This window comes from Arenimonas alkanexedens (assembly GCF_054781355.1).
The window spans coordinates 240194-258325 of record NZ_BAAGUO010000002.1 but is presented as its reverse complement, the minus strand read 5'-3'; the positions used below and the strand labels follow the sequence as shown (position 1 = coordinate 258325).

Sequence of the window (18132 nt, the reverse complement as noted above, 5' to 3'; positions counted from 1 at the left end):
CCATTCCCGGCGATAATGCGGGCCCCGCTGCCGCTTTCGTACGCATTGAAAAAGTCCGATTTCCATTTCGACCTGCCGTCCGAGCTGATCGCCCAGGCGCCGCTGGCCGAGCGCTCGGCCAGCCGGATGCTGGTCGTCCCGCCGGGCGCGCCGCCCTACGCCGATCGCCAGGTCCGTGACCTGCCCGGATACCTGCAGGCCGGCGACCTGCTGGTGTTCAACGACACCCGCGTGATCCCGGCACGCCTGCACGGCACCAAGGACAGCGGCGGCCGGGTCGAGATTCTGCTCGAGCGACTGCTGGGTGGCCACGAGGTGCTGGCCCAGGTGGGCGCCAGCAAGTCGCCCAAGCCCGGCGGGCGCATCACGCTCGACGAGGGCACGACGCTGGAGGTGCTCGGTCGCGAGGGCGAGTTCTATCGCCTGCGCTTCCTCACCGACGAGCCGCTGGAGAAGCTGCTGCTGCGCGCCGGCCGCATGCCGCTGCCGCCCTATATCCAGCGCGAGGCCGGCGAGGCTGACCTGGAGCGCTACCAGACCCTGTTCGCCCGCCATACCGGCGCCGTGGCCGCCCCCACCGCCGGCCTGCATTTCGACCAGGCGCTGCTGGCGGCGCTTGAGGCGGGTGGCGTGCAGTTCGGCCACGTGACCCTGCACGTCGGCGCGGGGACGTTCCAGCCGATGCGGGTGGAATCGATCCACGACCACCAGATGCACAGCGAATGGCTCAACGTCGGCGCCGAGCTTTGCCAGCAGGTGCAGCGCACCCGCGCCGCCGGCGGCCGCGTGGTCGCGGTGGGCACCACGGTGGTGCGCGCCCTGGAGACGGCCTCGCGCGACGGCGAGCTCAAGCCCTACGCGGGCGATACCAACATCTTCCTGTTCCCGGGAAAGCGGATCCGCAGCGTGGACGCGCTGCTGACTAATTTCCATCTGCCCGAAAGCACGCTGATGATGCTGGTCTCGGCCTTCGCCGGCCGCGAGCGCATCCTGGCGGCCTACGCCCATGCTGTGCGCGAGCGATACCGCTTCTTCAGCTACGGGGACGCCATGCTGCTCTATCCGGAGGCCGCGCCGTGAGCCGGATGCGTTTTGAAAAGCTCGGCCAGGACGGCGCCGCGCGCCGCGGCCGGCTGCACTTCCCGCGCGGCACGGTCGAGACGCCGGCCTTCATGCCGGTGGGCACCTACGGCACCGTGAAAGCGATGCTGCCCGAAGCGCTGCGGGCGATCGGCGCCGAGATCATCCTGGGGAACACCTTCCACCTGTGGCTGCGCCCGGGCATGGAGGTGATCGACCTGCACGGCGGCCTGCACGGGTTCTGCCAATGGGACGGTCCGATCCTCACCGATTCGGGTGGTTTCCAGGTCTGGTCGCTGGCCAAGCGCCGCAAGATCACCGAGGAGGGCGTCACCTTCGCCTCGCCCACGGACGGCAGCAAGGTCTTCCTGTCGCCGGAGGTGAGCATGCAGGTGCAGCGCTCGCTCGACTCGGACATCGTGATGATCTTCGACGAGTGCACGCCTTACCCGGCCACCGAGGCGGTGGCGCGCACGTCCATGGAGCTGAGCCTGCGCTGGGCCGAGCGCAGCAAGCGCGCCCACGAGGGCAACGACGCGGCGCTGTTCGGCATCGTCCAGGGCGGCACCCACATCGAGCTGCGGGCGCGTTCGGCCGAGGGCCTGAAGGCGATCGGCTTCGACGGCTATGCGGTTGGCGGCCTGGCCGTCGGTGAGCCGCCGGAAGAGCGCGACGCCACGCTCGACGCCCTGGTGCCGCTGCTGCCCGAAGACCAGCCGCGCTACCTGATGGGCGTCGGCAAGCCCGAAGACATCGTGGAAGCGGTGGCCCGCGGCATCGACATGTTCGACTGCGTGATGCCGACCCGGAACGCGCGCAACGGCCATTTCTTCGTCCGCGGCGGCCAGGTGCGCATCCGAAATGCCCAGTACGAGAAGGACCTGCGCCCGATCGAGGAGGGCTGCACCTGCTACACCTGCGCCAGCGGCTATACGCGGGCCTACCTGCGCCATCTCAACCGCTGCAACGAAATCCTGGCGTCCATGTTGGGCACCATCCACAACCTGCACCATTACCAGCAGCTGATGCGCGACATCCGCGCCGCGATCGAGGCCGGGAACTTCGAGGCCTGGCGCGCCGGGTTCTACGCCGCCCGCGCCCCCTGACCCATTCCCTGTAGGAGGGCCTTCAGGCCCGAAGCCTTTGCCTTGGACTGCATGGCGCCGGGATCGTTCGTGGCGATAGGCCGCCGCATGAGAGCCCGCTTCCAGGGGACGCCGTGAATCCATCCATGGGGGCTTTTCGAAAACGTCCATGTTTTCGATACCCCTGGAAGCGGGCTCTCATGCGACTGGCTGCGGACGTTCTGGGCCGGAGGATCGTCTGCCAAAGCCGGCAACTCCAATGCCTCGGCGTCGCTCACTGAGTCGATCTGTGTCGAATGCCCCGACCGTGCGAGCCTTGGGGGATCGGCAGTCCGGCCGTGATATCCCGCAGTCCGTCGTGCGCAAGGTCCCTTTCCCGGGGTTTCGAGAACATGGACGTTTTCGAAAAGACTCCATGGATGGATTCACGGCGTCCCCGGGAAAGGGACCTTGCGTGCGGCGGACTTTCGCCGAGATCGAACCCGGTGCCACGCAGTCCCAGGCAAAAGCTTCGGGCCTGAAGGCCCTCCTACAGGAGGCGGGTACAGGGGCTGGGGTGGGCTGTGGCATACTTGCCTGCTTGATTCCCTGCTGAGACGGTAAACCTATGTCCCTGCTTGATATTTTCGTTTCCCCCGCGGCCGCGGCCGCCGGCGGCGCAGCCGGTCAGCCGAGCATGCTCGGCAGCATCCTGCCCCTGATCGTCATCTTCGTCGTGTTCTGGTTCCTGCTCCTGCGTCCGCAGATGAAGCGGGCCAAGGAGCACCGTGAGCTGCTGTCCAAGCTCCAGAAGGGCGATGAAGTCATCACCAGTGGCGGCATGGCCGGCCGCATCGAAGACCTGGGCGAGAGCTTCGTCACCGTCGAGATCGCCGACCGGGTCAGCGTCAAGGTCCAGCGCGGCGCGGTCACGGCTGTCTTGCCCAAGGGCACGTTGAAGTCCGCCTGATACGCCCCCATCCGAATCACCCACGGCCCTGACCGGGCCGCCAACGGTTGTCGCCCATGCTTCAGTTTCCCACCTGGAAATATGTCCTCGCCGCGCTGGTGATCGCGCTGTCGATGTTCTATTCACTGCCCAACCTGTACCCGCAGGATCCGGCCGTGCAGATCGCCGCCAATCGCGGCAGCGTCATCGACGACTCGCTGACCCTGCGGGTCCGCGGCGCGCTCGAGGCCGCCAAGATCGACACCAAGTCGATTGCGGTTGAAGGTGAAAACCTGGTCGTGCGCACCGCCAACCCGGGCCTGCAGACCGAGGTCTCGGACCTGCTGCGCGCCGAGCTGGGCCAGCGCTACACCGTGGCGCTGAATCTCGCCTCCACCGTGCCCGACTGGCTGACCATGATGGGCGCCGACCCGATGTCCATGGGCCTGGACCTGCAGGGCGGCGTGCACTTCCTGCTTGAAGTGGACCAGCAGGCGGCCATCGACAAGCGCACCAATGGCTTCGCCGACGAGATTTCGGCGATCCTGCGCGACGGCAAATACGCCTACACCAGCGTCTCGCGCACCGCCGACGGCATCCAGGTGCTGCTGCGTGACGGCGCCGACATGGCCCGCGTCCGCGCGGCCATTGGCCGCGATGCCCCGGAGCTTGAGCTGCTGGTGGACGACGCCCAGCCCGAACGCCTGCTGGCCCGGGTCACGCCGGCGCAGATCCAGGCAATCATGGACGGCGCCATCGAGCAAAACCGCACCACGCTCGACAACCGCATCAACTCGCTGGGCGTTGGCGAACAGGTCATCCAGCGCCAGGGCGACAGCCGCATCGTGGTCCAGCTGCCGGGCGTGCAGGACACCGCCGAAGCCCGCAAGCTGATCGGTGCCACCGCGACGCTTGAGTATCGCCACGTGGTCGACGCCGGCGTGAAAGCGATCGAGGCCGCGCGCACCGGCGCGGTGCCGGCCAATGCGCGGCTCTATTACATGCGTGAGCTGGGTGCCGACGGCAAGCCGCGGCCGATCCTGCTCTCGCGTCGGGTCATCGTCACCGGCGACCAGCTGGTCAACGCCACCTCCACCCCCGACCCCCAGGGCGGCGGTTCCGCGGTGCAGATCGAACTCAACAACGCCGGCGGCAACCGCATGCTGGCGCATACGCGCGACAACGTCGGCCAGCTGATGGCCGCGGTCTACATCGAAACCATCCCCGAAATGCGGATGGTCGACGGCCAGGAAGTCCGTACCTCCCGCGTCAGCGAGGAAGTGATCAGCGCCGCCACCCTGCAGGGCGTGTTCGGCAAGAACTTCCAGACCACCGGCCTGGCCAGTCAGGACGAGGCGACCGACCTGGCCCGTCTGCTGCGCGCGGGTTCGCTGGCGGCGCCGATGGTCATCATCGAAGAGCGCATCATCGGCCCGAGCCTGGGCGCGGAAAACGTCGAGCGCGGTCTGTCGGCGGTGTTCTGGTCCTTCATGTTCGTGCTGGTGTTCTTCCTCATCTACTACAAGCTGTTCGGCATCGTCACCAACCTGGCGCTGCTGCTGAACCTGCTGATGGTGGTGGCGGTGATGTCGGTGATCGGCGCCACCCTGACGCTGCCCGGCCTGGCCGGCATCGCGCTCACGGTTGGCATGTCGGTCGACGCCAACGTGCTGATCAACGAACGTATCCGCGAAGAATTGCGCAATGGCAATACGCCACTGGCCAGTATCGCCAACGGCTACGACAAGGCCTCGGGCACGATTACCGACTCCAACACCACGGCGCTGCTGGCGGGCGTGGCGATGGCGGTGTTCGGCTCCGGCCCCATCCGTGGCTTCGGCATCACGCTGATCATCGGCATCCTGACCTCGATGTACACCGCGGTCTCGGTCTCGCGCGGCATCGCCACCCTGATCTATGGCAAGCGCAAGAAGCTTGCCAAGGTCTCGATCTAAACGTACCCAGGAGGCGGCGTGGAACTGTTCCCGTCCAACAGCAACATCAATTTCATGCGCAGCCGCTTCGTCTCGCTGGCGGCGGTCGCGCTGATCTGCCTGGCCTCGCTGGTCCTGATGGGCACCAAGGGCTTCAACTACGCGCTCGACTTCACCGGCGGCACCGCCACCGAGATCGAGTTCGCGCAGCCGGTGGACGTCGAGCAGGTCCGTGAGCGTCTCGAGGCTGCGGGCTACAGCGGCGCCGTGGTCCAGACCTTCGGTGCCGGCAACGACATCGTCATCCGTCTGCAGCCGCAGGTGGCCGATGAGGCGTCGCAGGGGCCGCAGCGTGAGTACAGCGGCGCGGCGATCCTGGCCGCGGCCCAGCCGGAGGGCAATGCCGGCACGGTGCTGCGCAGCGACTTCGTCGGCCCGCAGATCGGCAACGAGATGGCGCTCAACGGCATCTACGCGGCCATCTTCGTGGTGCTGGGCTTCCTGGCCTACATCTGGGCGCGCTTCGAGCTCAAGTTCGCGATCGCGGCCATCATCACCACGCTGACCGACCTGGTGGTGGTTTGCGGCTGGTTTGCGCTGACCCAGCACGAGTTCGATCTGACGGTGCTGGCCGGCATCCTGTCGGTGATGGGCTTCTCGATCAACGACACGATCGTGGTCTTTGATCGCGTTCGCGAAAACTTCCGCAGTCTCAAGCTCGAGCCGAAGGATATCCTCAACAAGTCTGTCAATCAGACGCTGTCGCGTACGATCATTACGTCCTTCGTGGCCTTCCTGACGATCCTGGCGCTGTATGTCTACGGTGGCCAGTCGCTCAAGGGCATGGCGGAGTCGCAGATGATCGGCATCGTGTTCGGCACGCTGTCCTCGATCTTCGTCGCTTGCCCGCTGCTGCTGCTGCTCGGCGTCACCAAGCAGGACCTGATGCCGCGCGCCAAGGACGACGTCGAAGCGGAACTCGCGCGCCGGCCCTGATTCCGCACTGGCGGAACGCTGTCTGGCGGGGGGCTTCGGGCTCTCCAAAAAGCCCGCTTCGGCGGGCTTTTTCATGGCGCGTTGGCCTGGCGCACGCAAACCCGTTTTAGCGCTGATGCATCCTGTGTGGGTGTCGTCGCCCCGGCCTGCAGTCGCACACCGGCGGATCCGCAGGAAAATGCGCCAGATGCCTCGGGCGCCTCACGCCGGGTCGGATCGGCGGCGAACCCGCCGCTCGACGGGAGAGCCGTTCGGTCTGGTCAGACCGAGAAGGCGGCCGCGTAGTTGGACGAGACGATCGCCTTTTGCAGGGTGTCGCTGATCTTGAGGTTGCCGGCGATGATCTGGCCGGACATCAAAAGCTTGTCGCCGCCACCGCGGAAGTCGCAGACGCGGCCACCGGCTTCGCGGACCAGGAGCAGGCCCGCCGCGATGTCCCAGGGCTTCACGCCGGCCTCGAAGTAGGCGTCGGCGCGGCCGCAGGCCACGTAGGCGAGGTCGAGCGCGGCGGAGCCGGTGCGACGAATGTCTTCGGCGTCGGTCAGCACGGCCTCAAGTGCCGCCAGATGCGGCGCCAGGCGCTTTCGCTCACGCGGCGCGAAGCCCGTGATCAGCATGGCGCCGGACAGGTCCTTGCGTTCGCCGATGCGGATCTTCTTGTCGTTGAGCACCGCGCCGGCACCGCGCGAGGCGGTGAAGAGCTCGTTGCGCAGCGGGTCGTAGATCACGCCATGGATCGGCTCGCCGCCCTCGCACAGGGCGATGGAGACGCAGAAATGCGGGAAGCCGCGCAGGAAGTTCGAGGTACCGTCCAGCGGATCGATGACGAAGGTGTACCGACCCGAGCCCATCGCTCCCGATTCCTCCGCCAAAATGGCGTAGTCCGGGAACGCGCGGCGCAGCTCGCGTATGATCTCCGCCTCGGCTTGGGCGTCGACTTCGCTCGCGTAGTCCTGCTTCGATTTCTCGAAGACGCTCAGGCTATCGAGCTTGCTCATGTGGCGCAGGATCAAGTTACCGGCCGATCGGGCCGCCTTGACCATGACGTTGACGACAGGTTTCTGCATATGCCCGTCCGAATGTCCGCTGGATTGTGAAGAGAACGAGGTGCCGGTCGAGCCGGCGCGGCGCAAAGGATAACAGGTTGCCCTGAACAGGGCCTCTAGAATCATGATCGACAGCCTTCCCAATCTCCGCATCGTGCTCGTGGGCACCCAGCATCCGGGCAATATCGGCTCGGCGGCGCGCGCCATCAAAACCATGGGGCTGTCGGCCCTGCACCTGGTCGCGCCCGAGCGTTTCCCGGACCCCGAGGCCAACACCCTGGCCGCGGGCGCTGACGACATCCTCGCTGCGGCGCCGGTCCATGCCGATCTTGACGCCGCCCTGGCGGGCTGCCACTTCGTGATTGGCACCAGCGCCCGGCGCCGGCACGTGCCCCTGCCCGAGCTGTCGCCCCGCGAGGCCGCCGACCAGCTGCTCGAGGCGGCGGGGCAGGGGCCGGTGGCCCTGCTGTTCGGGCGCGAGCGCACCGGCCTGGAAAACGCCGAGCTGCAGCGCTGCCACGCCTCGGTGGGCATTCCGACCGACCCGGCCTTCAGCTCCCTCAACCTGGCGGCAGCGGTGCAGGTGCTGGCCTACGAACTGCGCCTGGCGGTGCTGTCCCGCGCGGGCGGCATGCTGTCTTCCGGCCGGCCGATGCCGCCGGTGGACGCCGAGCCGCCGGCGACGGCTGACGAGCTCGAGGGCTACTTCCGGCATCTGGACCAGGCGTTGCACGACATCGACTTCCACAAGGGCAAGCCGCCGGAGATGGTGATGTCGCGGCTGCGCCGGCTGTACCTGCGCTCCGGGCTCGACGCCCGCGAAGTGAAGATCCTCCGGGGCATTTTGTCGGAGGCCCAGCGCATGGCCCGCGTGGCGCGCGGTGGCCGTCCCTAGCGCGGTCGCGGCGGGGCGCTTACAGTAAGCTTCCAAAAGTCCTGCCGCCCCCCGAGCCCGAAGTGACGCCAACGCAGCCCAGCTCCAAGCCCAGTCCCCGGCGTCTGTTTCTGCTCCTGTTTCTGCTGCTGGCCGGCCCGTCGGTGGCCGCCGACGGGGTGCTGGTTCTGGGCCGTATCAGCGACGATCCGCGCCGCCACTACGAGCAGCTCCAGCCCTTGCTCGACTATGTCGTGCCGCGGATGCGCACGGTCGGCATTACCGAGGGCCGTGTGCTGATGGCCAGCGACCCGCAGCAGATGATGAGCTACCTACGCCGCGGCAAGGTGGACTGGGTCACCGAGACGCCCGGCACCGGCCTGTTGCTGGCCGACCGGGCCGGTGCGCGCCCCCTGCTGCTGACCGAGCGCAGCGGTGCCCGCGAATACCGCAGCCTCATCTTCGTGCGCCGCGACAGCGGCATCACCGATCTTTCGCAGCTGCTGGGCAAGACCATCGCCTTCCAGTCGCCTTCCTCCACCAGCGCCTACCTCGTGCCGGCCATGGCGCTGCGCCAGCGTGGCCTGCCCCTGAGCCTGATGGTGTCGCCGCTGGAAGGCCGCGAGCCGGGCAGCGTGGGCTACGTTTTCGCCAACACCGACGCCAACCTGGCGGCCTGGGTGCACAAGAACCTGGTGGACGCCGGCGGCTTCAGCGACCAGGACTGGGATCAGCTGCAGCGCGTGTCCGAGGCTTTCCGCCGCGACCTGGTCGTGATCCACACCACGGAGCCGGTGCCTCGCGCGATGGAGCTGGTCAGCGCCAATATGCCGCCCGCCGTCGAAGCCCGCCTCAAGCAGGTGCTGCTCGGCGCCAGCACCGATCCGCAGGCGCGCGACGCGCTGCGCCAGTTCTTCCGCACCACCGGCTTCTACGAGGCCGACGCCGCCACCCAGGCCCAGCTCGACAGCCTTCGGCGCGGCGCTCGCGAGATCCGCGAGGCGCTGGAATGAAACTCCCTTTCCGGCTCGGGCTTCGCGGCGAACTGTTGCTGATCATCAGCGGCGTGATGCTGGTCGTCGCCTCGCTGGTCCTGGCCCTGTGGCTACATGAGAAGTCGAGCAACCGCGACGCCCGCGAGCTGAGCGCCATGGCCCTGCGCGAACTTGCGCGCGAGGGTCTGATGGGGCGGGGGCAGACCTTGTCCAGCCAGCTCGCCGATGCCGCCACCAATCCGCTTTATTACCTGGACCTGGCCAAGCTGGGCGAACTCTCCCGCGCCACGCTGCGCCAGCCTGACGTGGTCTACGTGGTCATCCACGATGCCCAGGGGCAGGTGGTGCACGATGGCTCCGGCGACATCCCCGCCTTCGGCCAGCCGATGTCGGACCCGATGGCCTATGAGGCCCTCAATGCCGAAGGCGTACACGGCCAGTGGAGCGAGAAGCTGCTCGACGTCGCCAGCCCGATCCGGATTGGCGGCGAGCGCATCGGTGGCGTGCGCGTGGGGCTGTCGCGTGACAATGCCAATCGCCGCGAGCAGGCCATGCTCGAGCCGCTGGCCGAGCGCCTGCAGGCGTCGAGCAGCGAACACCTGGGCTGGATCCTGGCGCTGATGGCCGCGCTGGCCGCGATGGGTGTGATGGCGATAAGCCTGCTGCAGCGCCGTATCGTGCAGCCGATCAGCGGCCTGGCCGAAGCCGCGGCGCGCATCGAGCAGGGCCGCTATACCGAGGTGCAGGTCAAGTCGGATCGCCAGGACGAGATCGGCGAACTGGTGCGCGCGTTCTCGCGCATGAGCGAGTCGGTGGCGCGCCATGACCGCGATATCCGCCGCATGGCCTATACCGACTCCCTGACCGGTCTTTCGAATCGGCTGGCGTTCCGCGAGGCGCTCGACGATCGCCTGTTGACCCTGCAGGCCGGCAGTGGCGAGCTGGCCCTGCTGTTCGTGGATCTCGACGATTTCAAGCGCGTCAACGACACCCTGGGCCACGAGGCCGGCGACGAAGTGCTGGGCCAGCTGTCGATGCGCATCCGCATGGCGGTCGAGCGCCTCGGTGGCGTCGGTGCCGAGATTGCCCGCTTCGGTGGCGACGAATTCATCGTGCTGTTCATGGCCGACGATATTCGCACCAGCTCCGGCCACCTGGCCGAAGCCCTGATCGAAGAGATCCAGAGGCCGCTGGTGCTGCGGGGTCGGCAGGTATTCCTGGGCGCGTCGGTCGGCATCACCTTGTTCCCGTTCGACGCCACCGGCGCCGGCCAGCTGCTCAAGAACGCCGACATCGCCATGTACCAGGCCAAGGTCGCCGGCAAGGGCTGCTACCGCTTTTATTCCAAGGCGATGGACCAGGCGGTCGAGCGCCGCGTGCAGCTGGAAGAGGAGCTGCGCGGCGCCTGGGAACGCGGCGAACTCAGCCTGCACTACCAGCCGATCTATCGTTTGGCCGACCGCCGCCTGATGGGCGCCGAGGCGCTGTGTCGCTGGCAGCACCCGCGGCTGGGCGTGGTGCCGCCTTCGGTCTTCATCGAAGTGGCCGAGCAGAGCGGGTTGATCGAAGCCCTGGGCCGACACGTGCTGGTGCAGGCCTGCCAGGACGCCGCCAACTGGGCGCAGCCTGATCGTGAGCCGCCCTTTGTGTCGGTGAACATCTCGCCGCGCCAGCTACGCACGGGTGATCTGCCGGACGTCGTGGCCAGCGCCCTGGCCGCCACCGGCGTGCTGCCGCGCCAGCTGCACCTGGAGTTGACCGAAACCGCCGTGCTCGGCGACGAGGTCCAGGCCAGCGCCCTGCTGTCGCGCCTGCGCGCCACCGGGGTCAAGGTCTGGCTGGACGATTTCGGCACCGGGTTCTCGGGCCTGAGCCATTTGCGCCGGGTGCCGGTGGACGGGGTCAAGATCGATCGCAGCTTCGTCGCCGACGTGCTGCGCGATCCCGATGACCTGGCGCTGACCTCGGCCATTATCGCGATGGCTCATTCGCTGGGTATCACGGTCGTTGCCGAGGGCATCGAGTCCGAAGGCCAGTACGAAGTCCTGCGCGAACGCGGCTGCGACCAGGGCCAGGGTTTCTGGCTCGGTCGGCCGATGCCGGCCGACGAGATGCTGCGGCGCTTCGCGGAGTAATCAGGCGAACAGGTCGCGCACCCACAGCGCGATCTGGCCTGAGAACAGCCCCACCACGACCAGCTCGGCCACGCCCAGGGCCCACGCCGCCAGCATCAGGCGGCCGTCGCGCTCGATCAGGGCGATGGCGAAGGCCAGCAGGATCAGGCCGAAGGGGTAGTTGGTGGCCGGCAGCGGCAGCGCCAGCAGGAAACCCAGCAGCACCAACAGCAGGCCGGTAAAGGCCTGCGCCGCGGGATGGTCAATGACGACCTCGGTGCGCGGACGGCTGAGCTTCTCAAGCCATCCCAGCAGGCGTGAGGTGCGCTTCCGGAATTTTTCCACGCCGTCGCGCGACAGCTCCCGTCGCGACAGGAAGCCCGGGATCCAGGGGTGCGCCAACTGGAACAGCAGCTGCAGGCCGATCAGCGAAACCAGCGGGCCGCTGACGGCGCCGGCACCGATCGGCAGCGGCACGAAGGCCGGCAGCACCGAGATCAGCAGGAACACGCCGAAAGCCCGCGCCCTGAACTGATCGAGCAAATCACCCAAGGTCAGCGAATGCCCGGCGCGGCCCTCTGCCAAGGCGTGAAGCAGGGCGCGCGTGCTGATTTCTGGGCTCATTGGGCCGGAGTCTGTGGGAGGCCGGCTTTATCGGCCCTAAATTACGGGGGAATCCTCGATGGGCGGCAGGCGCGAGATCAGCAGTTTGTCGATGCGCGCGCCGTCCAGGTCCACCACCTCGAAGCGCCAGCCTTCCCAGTCGAAGAGTTCGCCGGCGTGCGGTATGCGTCCAAAACGCGCGATCACCATGCCAGCGACCGTGTGATAGTCGTGTTCTTCCTCGCCCGGCAGGGTGTTCACCGACAGCACCTCGCGCAGTTCTTCGCTGAGCAGGCGGCCGTCCACCAGCAGCGAGCCGTCGGCGCGGGTGACCACCAGGGCTTCGTCGTCCTCGCTTTCGTTGGCCTGCACGCGGCCCAGCACGGCGCCGAGCAGGTCGTTGGAGGAAACGATGCCCTGGATGTCGCCGTACTCGTCCACCACCAGGGCCATGGTCTGCTGTTCCTCGCGGAAGATCTCCAGCAGCTTCATCGCATGGGTGGATTCGGACACGAACAGGGCCGGCCGCAGCTCGCGGAACAGGTCGGGCGTGGTGGTCGAACTGGCGCCGAGCAGGCCGGTCAGCGTCTTGACCTCCAGGATGCCCACCACCTCGGTGTCGCTGCCGCGGTAGACCGGATAGCGCGCAAAGGGCCGCTCGCGCATGGTTTCGAGGTTTTCCTCGACGCTGGCGGAGGCGTCCAGCCAGACGATGCGCGTGCGTGGCGTCATCAGGCCGGCGCTGCTGCGGTCGCCCAGACGCAGCACCCGGTTGATCATGTTGCGCTCGTCGGCATCAATCACGCCCTGCTCGTGGCTTTCGGCCACCAACAGTCGGATTTCTTCTTCCGTGACCTGATTGTCGCTGCCCTGGTTCAGGCGCAGCAGGCGCAGGATGGTGCGGGTACTGAGCGAGAGCAGCCAGACGAAGGGCGTGGCGATGCGCGAAACCCAGGACATGGGCAGCGAGACGCCGCTGGCGATCTTCTCAGGCGCCAGCAGGGCGATCCGCTTGGGCACCAGTTCGCCCAGGATGATCGAGAAATAGGTGATCAGGATCACCGCGAACGCGGTGCCGAGGGCCTGGTTGATGTTCAGGTCGGCGCTGGAACCTGGCAGCAGCGGCTGCAGCAGCGGTTCCAGGCCCAGGGGCTCGATCCAGGCGGCGATGCGGTTGCCGATGGCGTCGCCACCGAACATGCCGGTCAGGATGCCGATCGAGGTGATGCCCACCTGGACGGTGGACAGGAAGCGCTCGGGATGCTCGGCCAAGGCCAGTGCGGCTTCGGCGCGGCGGCTTTCCTGGGCCATCTGGCGCAGCTTGGGCTTGCGCGAGGCTACGACGGACATCTCCGACAGGGCGAAGAAACCGTTGCAGATGATCAGGAACAGGACGATGGCGAGGGAGAGAGTCATGGGCTGCCGGACGGGGCCGGCGCGGGGTTCCATTCGGTCGGGGTGGTGAAGGCGACACTATGCCACAGGCCGGATTCGCCCCTAAGCGCCCGGCCCGGTGCCGTCAGCCGTCATGGCCTTGTAATATGCCGGCTTGTTCACGGTCGGCGCGCCGGCCAGCCACGGGGCCCGCATCCATGTTTTCCCTCCAGACGATCTTCGGAAAAGGCGACAAGTTCTACGGCCTGCTGGAGGCCAGCGCGGCGGCCGCCCGTGAAAGTGCCCGGGCCCTGGGCGAACTGCTGTCCACCCCGCCGGCCCAGCGCTCGCTGGAGAAGTTCAAACTGGCGCGCCACCGCGAGAAGGATCTGGCGGCCCAGATCAGCCGGGAGCTGGTGAACACCTTCGTGACGGCGCTGGAGCGCGAGGACATCGAGGCGCTCAGCAACGTGCTGTACAAGATTCCGAAAGTGGTCGAGAAATTCGCTGAGCGCTACATGCTGGCGTCAGAGCGCATCGGCGACGTCGACTTCGTGTCGCGCGCCGCGATGCTCGAGCGCGCCTGCGGGGTGCTCGTGGACATGGTGGGGCTGCTGCGCAAAGGCATGAACCTGGAGACCACCAAGGGTCTCAATGACCAGATGCAGGCGATCGAGGCCGAGGCCGACCGTCTGATCCTGGAGCTCTACCGCGACACCTACACCCACGAAACCGATCCCATGCGCTATCTGATCCTCAAGGATCTGTTCGAAATCCTGGAAAAGGCCATCGACCGCTGCCGCGACGCCGGCAACGTCATCTACGGCATCGTTCTCAAGAACGCCTGAGCCATGAGCACCGCGCTGATCCTGGTGCTGGCCGTGATCCTGACGGCCCTGGTCTTCGAGTACATCAACGGATTCCACGACACCGCCAACTCCATCGCCACCGTGGTGGCCACCAAGGTCCTCAACCCGACCCAGGCCGTCGCGCTGGCCGCGAGCATGAACCTGATCGGCGCGCTGGCGGGTACCGCGGTCGCCAAGACCATCTCGTCGGGCCTGATCGACGACCAGGTGGTGCTGGTCACGTCCCAGCTGATCATCTGCGCCCTGATGGGCGGCATTATCTGGAACCTGATCACCTGGTGGTTCGGCCTGCCGTCTTCGTCCAGCCACGCGCTTATCGGCGGCCTGTGCGGCGCCGCGCTGGCGGCTTCCGACAATAGTTTCGATGCGCTTATATGGGCCCGCGAGGCCGAACACTGGACCAAGAACCAGGGCATCTTCTGGAAGGTCCTGGTGCCCATGATCAGTTCACCCGTTGCCGGCTTTACCCTCGGCCTGGTGATGATGGGCGCGCTGATGGCCATCATCAGCGCCATGAACGGCGCCGGCGGCTGGCTCGCGCGGATCTCGCGCCCGCGCTGGGTCAATGCGCTGTTTGGCAAGGCGCAGATCTTTTCGGCCGCCTACATGGGCTTCGCCCACGGCACCAACGACGCGCAGAAGACGATGGGCATCATCGCCCTGGCCCTGATCGGCGCCGAGGCCACCGGCACGCTCGACAACCTGCCGGGCTGGCTGGCCTTCATGCACCCGGGCGACACCGACGGCATCGAGACCTGGATCATCGTGACCTGCGCCATCGTCATGGCCGCCGGCACCGCCGCGGGCGGCTGGCGCATCATCAAGACCTTGGGCCACAAGATGGTGAAGCTGCATCCGATCCATGGTTTCGCCGCGGAAACGAGCTCGGCCACCATCCTGACCCTGGCGGCCCATTTCGGTATGCCGGTGTCCACCACCCACAGCATCTCGACCGCGATCATGGGCGTGGGCGTCGCCAAGAACCCGCGCGCGCTGCAGTGGGGCGTGATTCAGAAGATCGTCTGGGCCTGGGTACTTACCATCCCGGCCTCCGGCGGCCTGGCGTGGCTGTTCCTGAAGGGCGTCACGGCCCTGGGCTGGGCCTGAGGCGGGCGGCCTGGCCGCCCGGCGGAGTCAGAGCAGGTCGCCACCGGCGGAAAGCAAACGCTCCATCTGGTCGCCCAGTCCGCCGATTTCCAGCACCAGGCGGTCGATCTCGGCGCCGGTCAGGGTGTCGTAGGGACGGTTTTCGCACAGCTGCAGGTAGGGCACCGAATCGAGTTCGCCGATGGCCAGGTAGCCCAGTCGCGACTGCCAGTTGAACTGCAGCATGCGACGGGCGTCGATGCCGGTCATCGGTGCGATGACCGTGCTGACGCGAAGATAGGGACGCTCGTCCTCGCCGACCATTTCCGACAGGAAGATGCTCTGGTGGCGCTTGCCCTTGTCCAGGGAAAGCTGCACGCAGGCCAGGTAGGGTTCGCTGGCGGTGAGCTTGTAATTGCCCTGTAGCTGGCTGCGGATCTGTTCGAAGTTCTGCATGGCGGCGTGGAAATCTGCGGGAGGGGTATCCTAAACCCGCATGCCGCCAAAGCCTACCGTCAGGACCAAGACCGATGATTCCCGCCAGCGGATCCTTGCGGCAGTTCGCGCCGTGCCTGCCGGCCAGGTGCTGGGCTACGGCGAGGTGGCGCGCCGCGCCGGCCTGCCCGGTCGGGCGCGGCTGGTAGCGCGCATTCTGTCGGCCGGCGATGAGCCCGGACTGCCCTGGCATCGGGTGCTGCGTTCGGACGGGCGGGTGGCTTTCCCGGCGGGCTCGGAAGGTTTCGACGAGCAGGTGCAGCGGCTTCGCGCCGAGGGCGTGCGCATCGAAGACGGGCGCGTGCGCGGCCAGCGTGCGGCGCCGACGCTGGACGAGATGCTGTGGGCGCCGCCGATCGCGGGTAAACGCTGACTCAGCGCCGCGGGCGCTGCCGCAGCCACGCGGCCACGCTGTAGCGCGGGCGGTCCGCCGGCAGGACTTCGTGTTCGACCTCGGCGCTGAGGAACACGACGACGGTGCCCAGGCGCGGCGCGACATCAACCGGACCCTCGGGCAGGTGCAGCCGAAGCTGGCCGCCGGCCGCTTCGGGCCAGTCTGGATTGAGATAGAGCACCAGCGAGATCACGCGGGCATCGTCGCTGCGGAAACGATCGCGGTGGCGGGCGTAGCCGGCGCCGGGCGGGTAGTGCGCGAAGTGCGCTTCGACCGTATCCAGCCCCAGCAGCAGCCGCCGGTTCAAGTCCGCGCGCAGCCTGTCCAGCGCCGCCACCAGCGACTGCGCGGCCGGGCCGCAGGCCGGGTCGTCGAGCCAGAGCGTAGCGTCACCGCGCAGGCCGACGAACTGCCGGCCATCGGTGCGCCCGGTGGCGGCGGGCACCAGGCGCCCGGCCTTGGCGTGATCACGCGCCTCCTGCGCCGTCGCCAGCAGGCGCGTATCGCCGGCATCGAGCGACAGCAAGGCCCAGTCCTGCTCACGCAGCCGGGTTGCCAGCGCATCCAGGGCATCGTCACCGGGAACCAACGAAAGGGGCGGGGTCATGTCGTTATGATACGGGCTGGCTTCCCACAGGCATCCCTTCATGCGACTGCCCCCGGCTACCGCCGGCCTGCTCTGGGCCCTTGGCATTGGCTTCCTGCTCCAGCAGTTCCTCGGTGACCCACTGCTGCTCTATTTCGCGCTGTGGCCGCTGGGCGAGTTTTCGGTCGGTTTCGCCGCCGATGGCTCGCCGCTCAGCGTCGGTTTCCTGCCCTGGCAGGTGCTCAGCTATGGCTTCCTGCACGGCAGTTTCGGCCATGTGTTCTTCAACGGGCTGGCGCTGTACATGTTCGGCTCATCGCTCGAGCAGACCTGGGGTACGCGGCGCTTCCTGGCCTACTTCCTGATCTGCGTCGTCGGTGCCGGTCTGATCCAGCTGGTGGTGGTGACCTCGGGCATCACCGGGCAGGGCATCTACCCCACCATCGGTGCCTCCGGCGGCGTGTTCGGCCTGTTGCTGGCCTACGGCATGCTGTTCCCGAACCGGCAGGTGATGCTGCTGATCCCGCCGATCCCGATGAAAGCGCGCACCTTCGTGATCGTCTTCGGCGCGATCGAGCTGGGCATGGGCGTCTTCGCCAGCAACTCCGGCATTGCCCACTTCGCGCATCTGGGCGGCATGCTGGTCGGCTGGCTGGTGATCCGCTATTGGCGCGGCCAGTCGCCGTTCAAGCCGCGCGGCCCGCGATTGGTGAAATAGACGTCGGGATGAACATGGCGATGAAGCACTTTCTAATCGGATTCGTATTGCTGGCGGCTGCGCCCGCTGTGGCCGCTGTGGCCGCTGTGCCCGCTATGCCGGCGGCAGCCGAAGGCGTGGTCGATTTCAGCGGCTGTTACCAGATCGGACGCGTCGTTGACCCCGAGCTGTCGCCGGACGCCGTGGCCGGTGAAATGAAGGCGCTTCGGGCGGCGGCGGAGCGCGGCGGCATGCGCGCGGCTTACGTGCTGGGGACGCTCTACCGGCTCGGCCCCAGCCATCCGGCGAAGCGACTTCCGCACGATCCGGCGCTGGCGGACCGCTGGTTGCGGCAGGCGGCGATGGCTGGGGACCTCAATGCGATGGCAGGGCTGGCCGAGAACGCGCTTTCGATGGGTCGTGTGCGGGAAGGGTTGATCCTGGCGCTGGCCCAGACCCACTACCTCATGAAGCATCCGAGCCCCGAGCACCGCAAGGTCGGCCTGTACACCCAGCATCTGGTTAGCCGGGGTTTCGCGGCGCTGGGCGAGCCGCGCACCGAGCAACTCGAAACGGAGCTGCTCGCCGAGCTCAATGACTTCGTCGCAACCCATGGCGAGGCCATCGCCGCCGGCATCCTGGGGTTGCCCGAACGCGAACCTGCAACGGCGCCGGCGCCGTCTTGCCCGGGTGCGGAACCTTATGACAGGGAGCGCTGGCCCCTTGAGATCCGTGCCGTCAGCAGCGTCTTGGCCAGGTCTCGGCGTGATGAGGACGCGCCGCCGCACTTCACAATGTTCCATATCGTGGTGAGTCCCGATGGCCGCGTGGCGCGGGCGCTGCCCATTGATTTCTCGCCTGGCCCCGGGCTCTTGAAGCCTATCCAGCGCGCGGTCGAAGGCATGCGCTTCAACGAGATCAAGGGCGCGCCGCCCCGCGTCGCGCTGCTGCCCTTCTCAATGCAGTGAGTAACTGC

18 protein-coding genes are annotated in these 18132 nt (G+C 67.4%); 13 read left to right on the top strand and 5 right to left on the bottom strand.

Going from position 1 to position 18132, the window contains the following annotated elements; translation table 11 throughout:
- Positions 1-15 precede the first annotated feature (15 nt).
- The 5 genes from queA (at position 16) to secF (ending at position 6023) form a co-directional block, all read left to right on the top strand.
- Positions 16-1080, top strand: coding sequence for a tRNA preQ1(34) S-adenosylmethionine ribosyltransferase-isomerase QueA (gene queA / locus ACYVGY_RS05765; RefSeq protein ID WP_460456516.1), 1065 nt, complete (start codon positions 16-18; stop codon positions 1078-1080).
- Positions 1081-1085: 5 nt separating this feature from the next.
- On the top strand, positions 1086-2186 hold the full coding sequence (gene tgt, locus ACYVGY_RS05760; protein ID WP_460456948.1) for a tRNA guanosine(34) transglycosylase Tgt: 1101 nt from the start codon (positions 1086-1088) through the stop codon (positions 2184-2186).
- 586 nt (positions 2187-2772) lie between these two features.
- A complete protein-coding gene (yajC, locus tag ACYVGY_RS05755; protein ID WP_460456515.1) occupies positions 2773-3114 on the top strand; it encodes a preprotein translocase subunit YajC in 342 nt (113 codons plus the stop codon).
- Between the two features lie 56 nt (positions 3115-3170).
- A complete protein-coding gene (secD, locus tag ACYVGY_RS05750) occupies positions 3171-5048 on the top strand; it encodes a protein translocase subunit SecD (RefSeq protein ID WP_460456514.1) in 1878 nt (625 codons plus the stop codon).
- A 54-nt stretch (positions 5049-5102) separates the two neighbouring features.
- A complete protein-coding gene (gene secF, locus ACYVGY_RS05745) occupies positions 5103-6023 on the top strand; it encodes a protein translocase subunit SecF (RefSeq protein ID WP_460456947.1) in 921 nt (306 codons plus the stop codon).
- A gap of 260 nt (positions 6024-6283) precedes the next feature.
- On the opposite strand, the gene ACYVGY_RS05740 is transcribed toward secF, so the two are convergent.
- Complete coding sequence (locus ACYVGY_RS05740; RefSeq protein ID WP_460456513.1) at positions 6284-7090, bottom strand: inositol monophosphatase family protein; 807 nt, start codon at positions 7088-7090, stop codon at positions 6284-6286.
- Positions 7091-7193: 103 nt separating this feature from the next.
- Here ACYVGY_RS05740 and ACYVGY_RS05735 point away from each other — a divergent pair, with 103 nt between their 5' ends.
- The 3 genes from ACYVGY_RS05735 to ACYVGY_RS05725 all read left to right on the top strand — a co-directional run bounded on the left by ACYVGY_RS05735 (position 7194) and on the right by ACYVGY_RS05725 (position 11073).
- On the top strand, positions 7194-7964 hold the full coding sequence (locus tag ACYVGY_RS05735; RefSeq protein ID WP_460456512.1) for an RNA methyltransferase: 771 nt from the start codon (positions 7194-7196) through the stop codon (positions 7962-7964).
- A gap of 62 nt (positions 7965-8026) precedes the next feature.
- Entirely contained in the window at positions 8027-8956 is a 930-nt protein-coding gene (locus ACYVGY_RS05730; RefSeq protein WP_460456511.1) for a phosphate/phosphite/phosphonate ABC transporter substrate-binding protein, read from the top strand.
- On the top strand, positions 8953-11073 hold the full coding sequence (locus ACYVGY_RS05725) for a putative bifunctional diguanylate cyclase/phosphodiesterase (RefSeq protein WP_460456510.1): 2121 nt from the start codon (positions 8953-8955) through the stop codon (positions 11071-11073). The genes ACYVGY_RS05730 and ACYVGY_RS05725 overlap by 4 nt, the downstream gene beginning before the upstream one ends.
- On the opposite strand, the gene ACYVGY_RS05720 is transcribed toward ACYVGY_RS05725, so the two are convergent.
- Together ACYVGY_RS05720 and ACYVGY_RS05715 are read right to left on the bottom strand one after the other, a co-directional pair.
- Positions 11074-11676, bottom strand: a complete 603-nt coding sequence (locus ACYVGY_RS05720) for an exopolysaccharide biosynthesis protein (RefSeq protein WP_460456509.1) — start codon at positions 11674-11676, stop codon at positions 11074-11076. It abuts the gene before it with no gap.
- A 36-nt stretch (positions 11677-11712) separates the two neighbouring features.
- On the bottom strand, positions 11713-13071 hold the full coding sequence (locus ACYVGY_RS05715; RefSeq protein WP_460456508.1) for a hemolysin family protein: 1359 nt from the start codon (positions 13069-13071) through the stop codon (positions 11713-11715).
- A gap of 176 nt (positions 13072-13247) precedes the next feature.
- Between ACYVGY_RS05715 and ACYVGY_RS05710 the strand changes: the two genes are divergently transcribed.
- Positions 13248-13877, top strand: a complete 630-nt coding sequence (locus ACYVGY_RS05710; RefSeq protein ID WP_460456507.1) for a DUF47 domain-containing protein — start codon at positions 13248-13250, stop codon at positions 13875-13877.
- A 3-nt stretch (positions 13878-13880) separates the two neighbouring features.
- Positions 13881-15005 (top strand): inorganic phosphate transporter, encoded by a 1125-nt coding sequence (locus ACYVGY_RS05705; protein WP_460456506.1) that lies wholly within the window; start codon positions 13881-13883, stop codon positions 15003-15005.
- A gap of 27 nt (positions 15006-15032) precedes the next feature.
- Here ACYVGY_RS05705 and ACYVGY_RS05700 read toward each other — a convergent pair whose 3' ends face one another.
- Complete coding sequence (locus ACYVGY_RS05700) at positions 15033-15440, bottom strand: hypothetical protein (protein ID WP_460456505.1); 408 nt, start codon at positions 15438-15440, stop codon at positions 15033-15035.
- A gap of 40 nt (positions 15441-15480) precedes the next feature.
- Between ACYVGY_RS05700 and ACYVGY_RS05695 the strand changes: the two genes are divergently transcribed.
- Entirely contained in the window at positions 15481-15852 is a 372-nt protein-coding gene (locus tag ACYVGY_RS05695) for an MGMT family protein (RefSeq protein WP_460456504.1), read from the top strand.
- Position 15853: 1 nt separating this feature from the next.
- Here ACYVGY_RS05695 and ACYVGY_RS05690 read toward each other — a convergent pair whose 3' ends face one another.
- Positions 15854-16480: a 2OG-Fe(II) oxygenase gene (locus ACYVGY_RS05690; protein WP_460456503.1), complete on the bottom strand. Its 627-nt coding sequence runs from the start codon at positions 16478-16480 to the stop codon at positions 15854-15856.
- Between the two features lie 40 nt (positions 16481-16520).
- Here ACYVGY_RS05690 and ACYVGY_RS05685 point away from each other — a divergent pair, with 40 nt between their 5' ends.
- Together ACYVGY_RS05685 and ACYVGY_RS05680 are read left to right on the top strand one after the other, a co-directional pair.
- Complete coding sequence (locus ACYVGY_RS05685) at positions 16521-17177, top strand: rhomboid family intramembrane serine protease (RefSeq protein ID WP_460456502.1); 657 nt, start codon at positions 16521-16523, stop codon at positions 17175-17177.
- Positions 17178-17185: 8 nt separating this feature from the next.
- Positions 17186-18124 (top strand): hypothetical protein, encoded by a 939-nt coding sequence (locus ACYVGY_RS05680; RefSeq protein ID WP_460456501.1) that lies wholly within the window; start codon positions 17186-17188, stop codon positions 18122-18124.
- Positions 18125-18132 lie beyond the last annotated feature (8 nt).

Coding starts and splice junctions, on each gene's coding strand:
- queA (WP_460456516.1), top strand. CDS start 16: ATGCGGGCCCCGCTGCCGCTTTCGTACGCATTGAAAAAGTCCGATTTC.
- tgt (WP_460456948.1), top strand. CDS start 1,086: ATGCGTTTTGAAAAGCTCGGCCAGGACGGCGCCGCGCGCCGCGGCCGG.
- yajC (WP_460456515.1), top strand. CDS start 2,773: ATGTCCCTGCTTGATATTTTCGTTTCCCCCGCGGCCGCGGCCGCCGGC.
- secD (WP_460456514.1), top strand. CDS start 3,171: ATGCTTCAGTTTCCCACCTGGAAATATGTCCTCGCCGCGCTGGTGATC.
- secF (WP_460456947.1), top strand. CDS start 5,103: ATGCGCAGCCGCTTCGTCTCGCTGGCGGCGGTCGCGCTGATCTGCCTG.
- ACYVGY_RS05740 (WP_460456513.1), bottom strand. CDS start 7,090: ATGCAGAAACCTGTCGTCAACGTCATGGTCAAGGCGGCCCGATCGGCC.
- ACYVGY_RS05735 (WP_460456512.1), top strand. CDS start 7,194: ATGATCGACAGCCTTCCCAATCTCCGCATCGTGCTCGTGGGCACCCAG.
- ACYVGY_RS05725 (WP_460456510.1), top strand. CDS start 8,953: ATGAAACTCCCTTTCCGGCTCGGGCTTCGCGGCGAACTGTTGCTGATC.
- ACYVGY_RS05720 (WP_460456509.1), bottom strand. CDS start 11,676: ATGAGCCCAGAAATCAGCACGCGCGCCCTGCTTCACGCCTTGGCAGAG.
- ACYVGY_RS05715 (WP_460456508.1), bottom strand. CDS start 13,071: ATGACTCTCTCCCTCGCCATCGTCCTGTTCCTGATCATCTGCAACGGT.
- ACYVGY_RS05710 (WP_460456507.1), top strand. CDS start 13,248: ATGTTTTCCCTCCAGACGATCTTCGGAAAAGGCGACAAGTTCTACGGC.
- ACYVGY_RS05705 (WP_460456506.1), top strand. CDS start 13,881: ATGAGCACCGCGCTGATCCTGGTGCTGGCCGTGATCCTGACGGCCCTG.
- ACYVGY_RS05700 (WP_460456505.1), bottom strand. CDS start 15,440: ATGCAGAACTTCGAACAGATCCGCAGCCAGCTACAGGGCAATTACAAG.
- ACYVGY_RS05695 (WP_460456504.1), top strand. CDS start 15,481: ATGCCGCCAAAGCCTACCGTCAGGACCAAGACCGATGATTCCCGCCAG.
- ACYVGY_RS05690 (WP_460456503.1), bottom strand. CDS start 16,480: ATGACCCCGCCCCTTTCGTTGGTTCCCGGTGACGATGCCCTGGATGCG.
- ACYVGY_RS05685 (WP_460456502.1), top strand. CDS start 16,521: ATGCGACTGCCCCCGGCTACCGCCGGCCTGCTCTGGGCCCTTGGCATT.
- ACYVGY_RS05680 (WP_460456501.1), top strand. CDS start 17,186: ATGAACATGGCGATGAAGCACTTTCTAATCGGATTCGTATTGCTGGCG.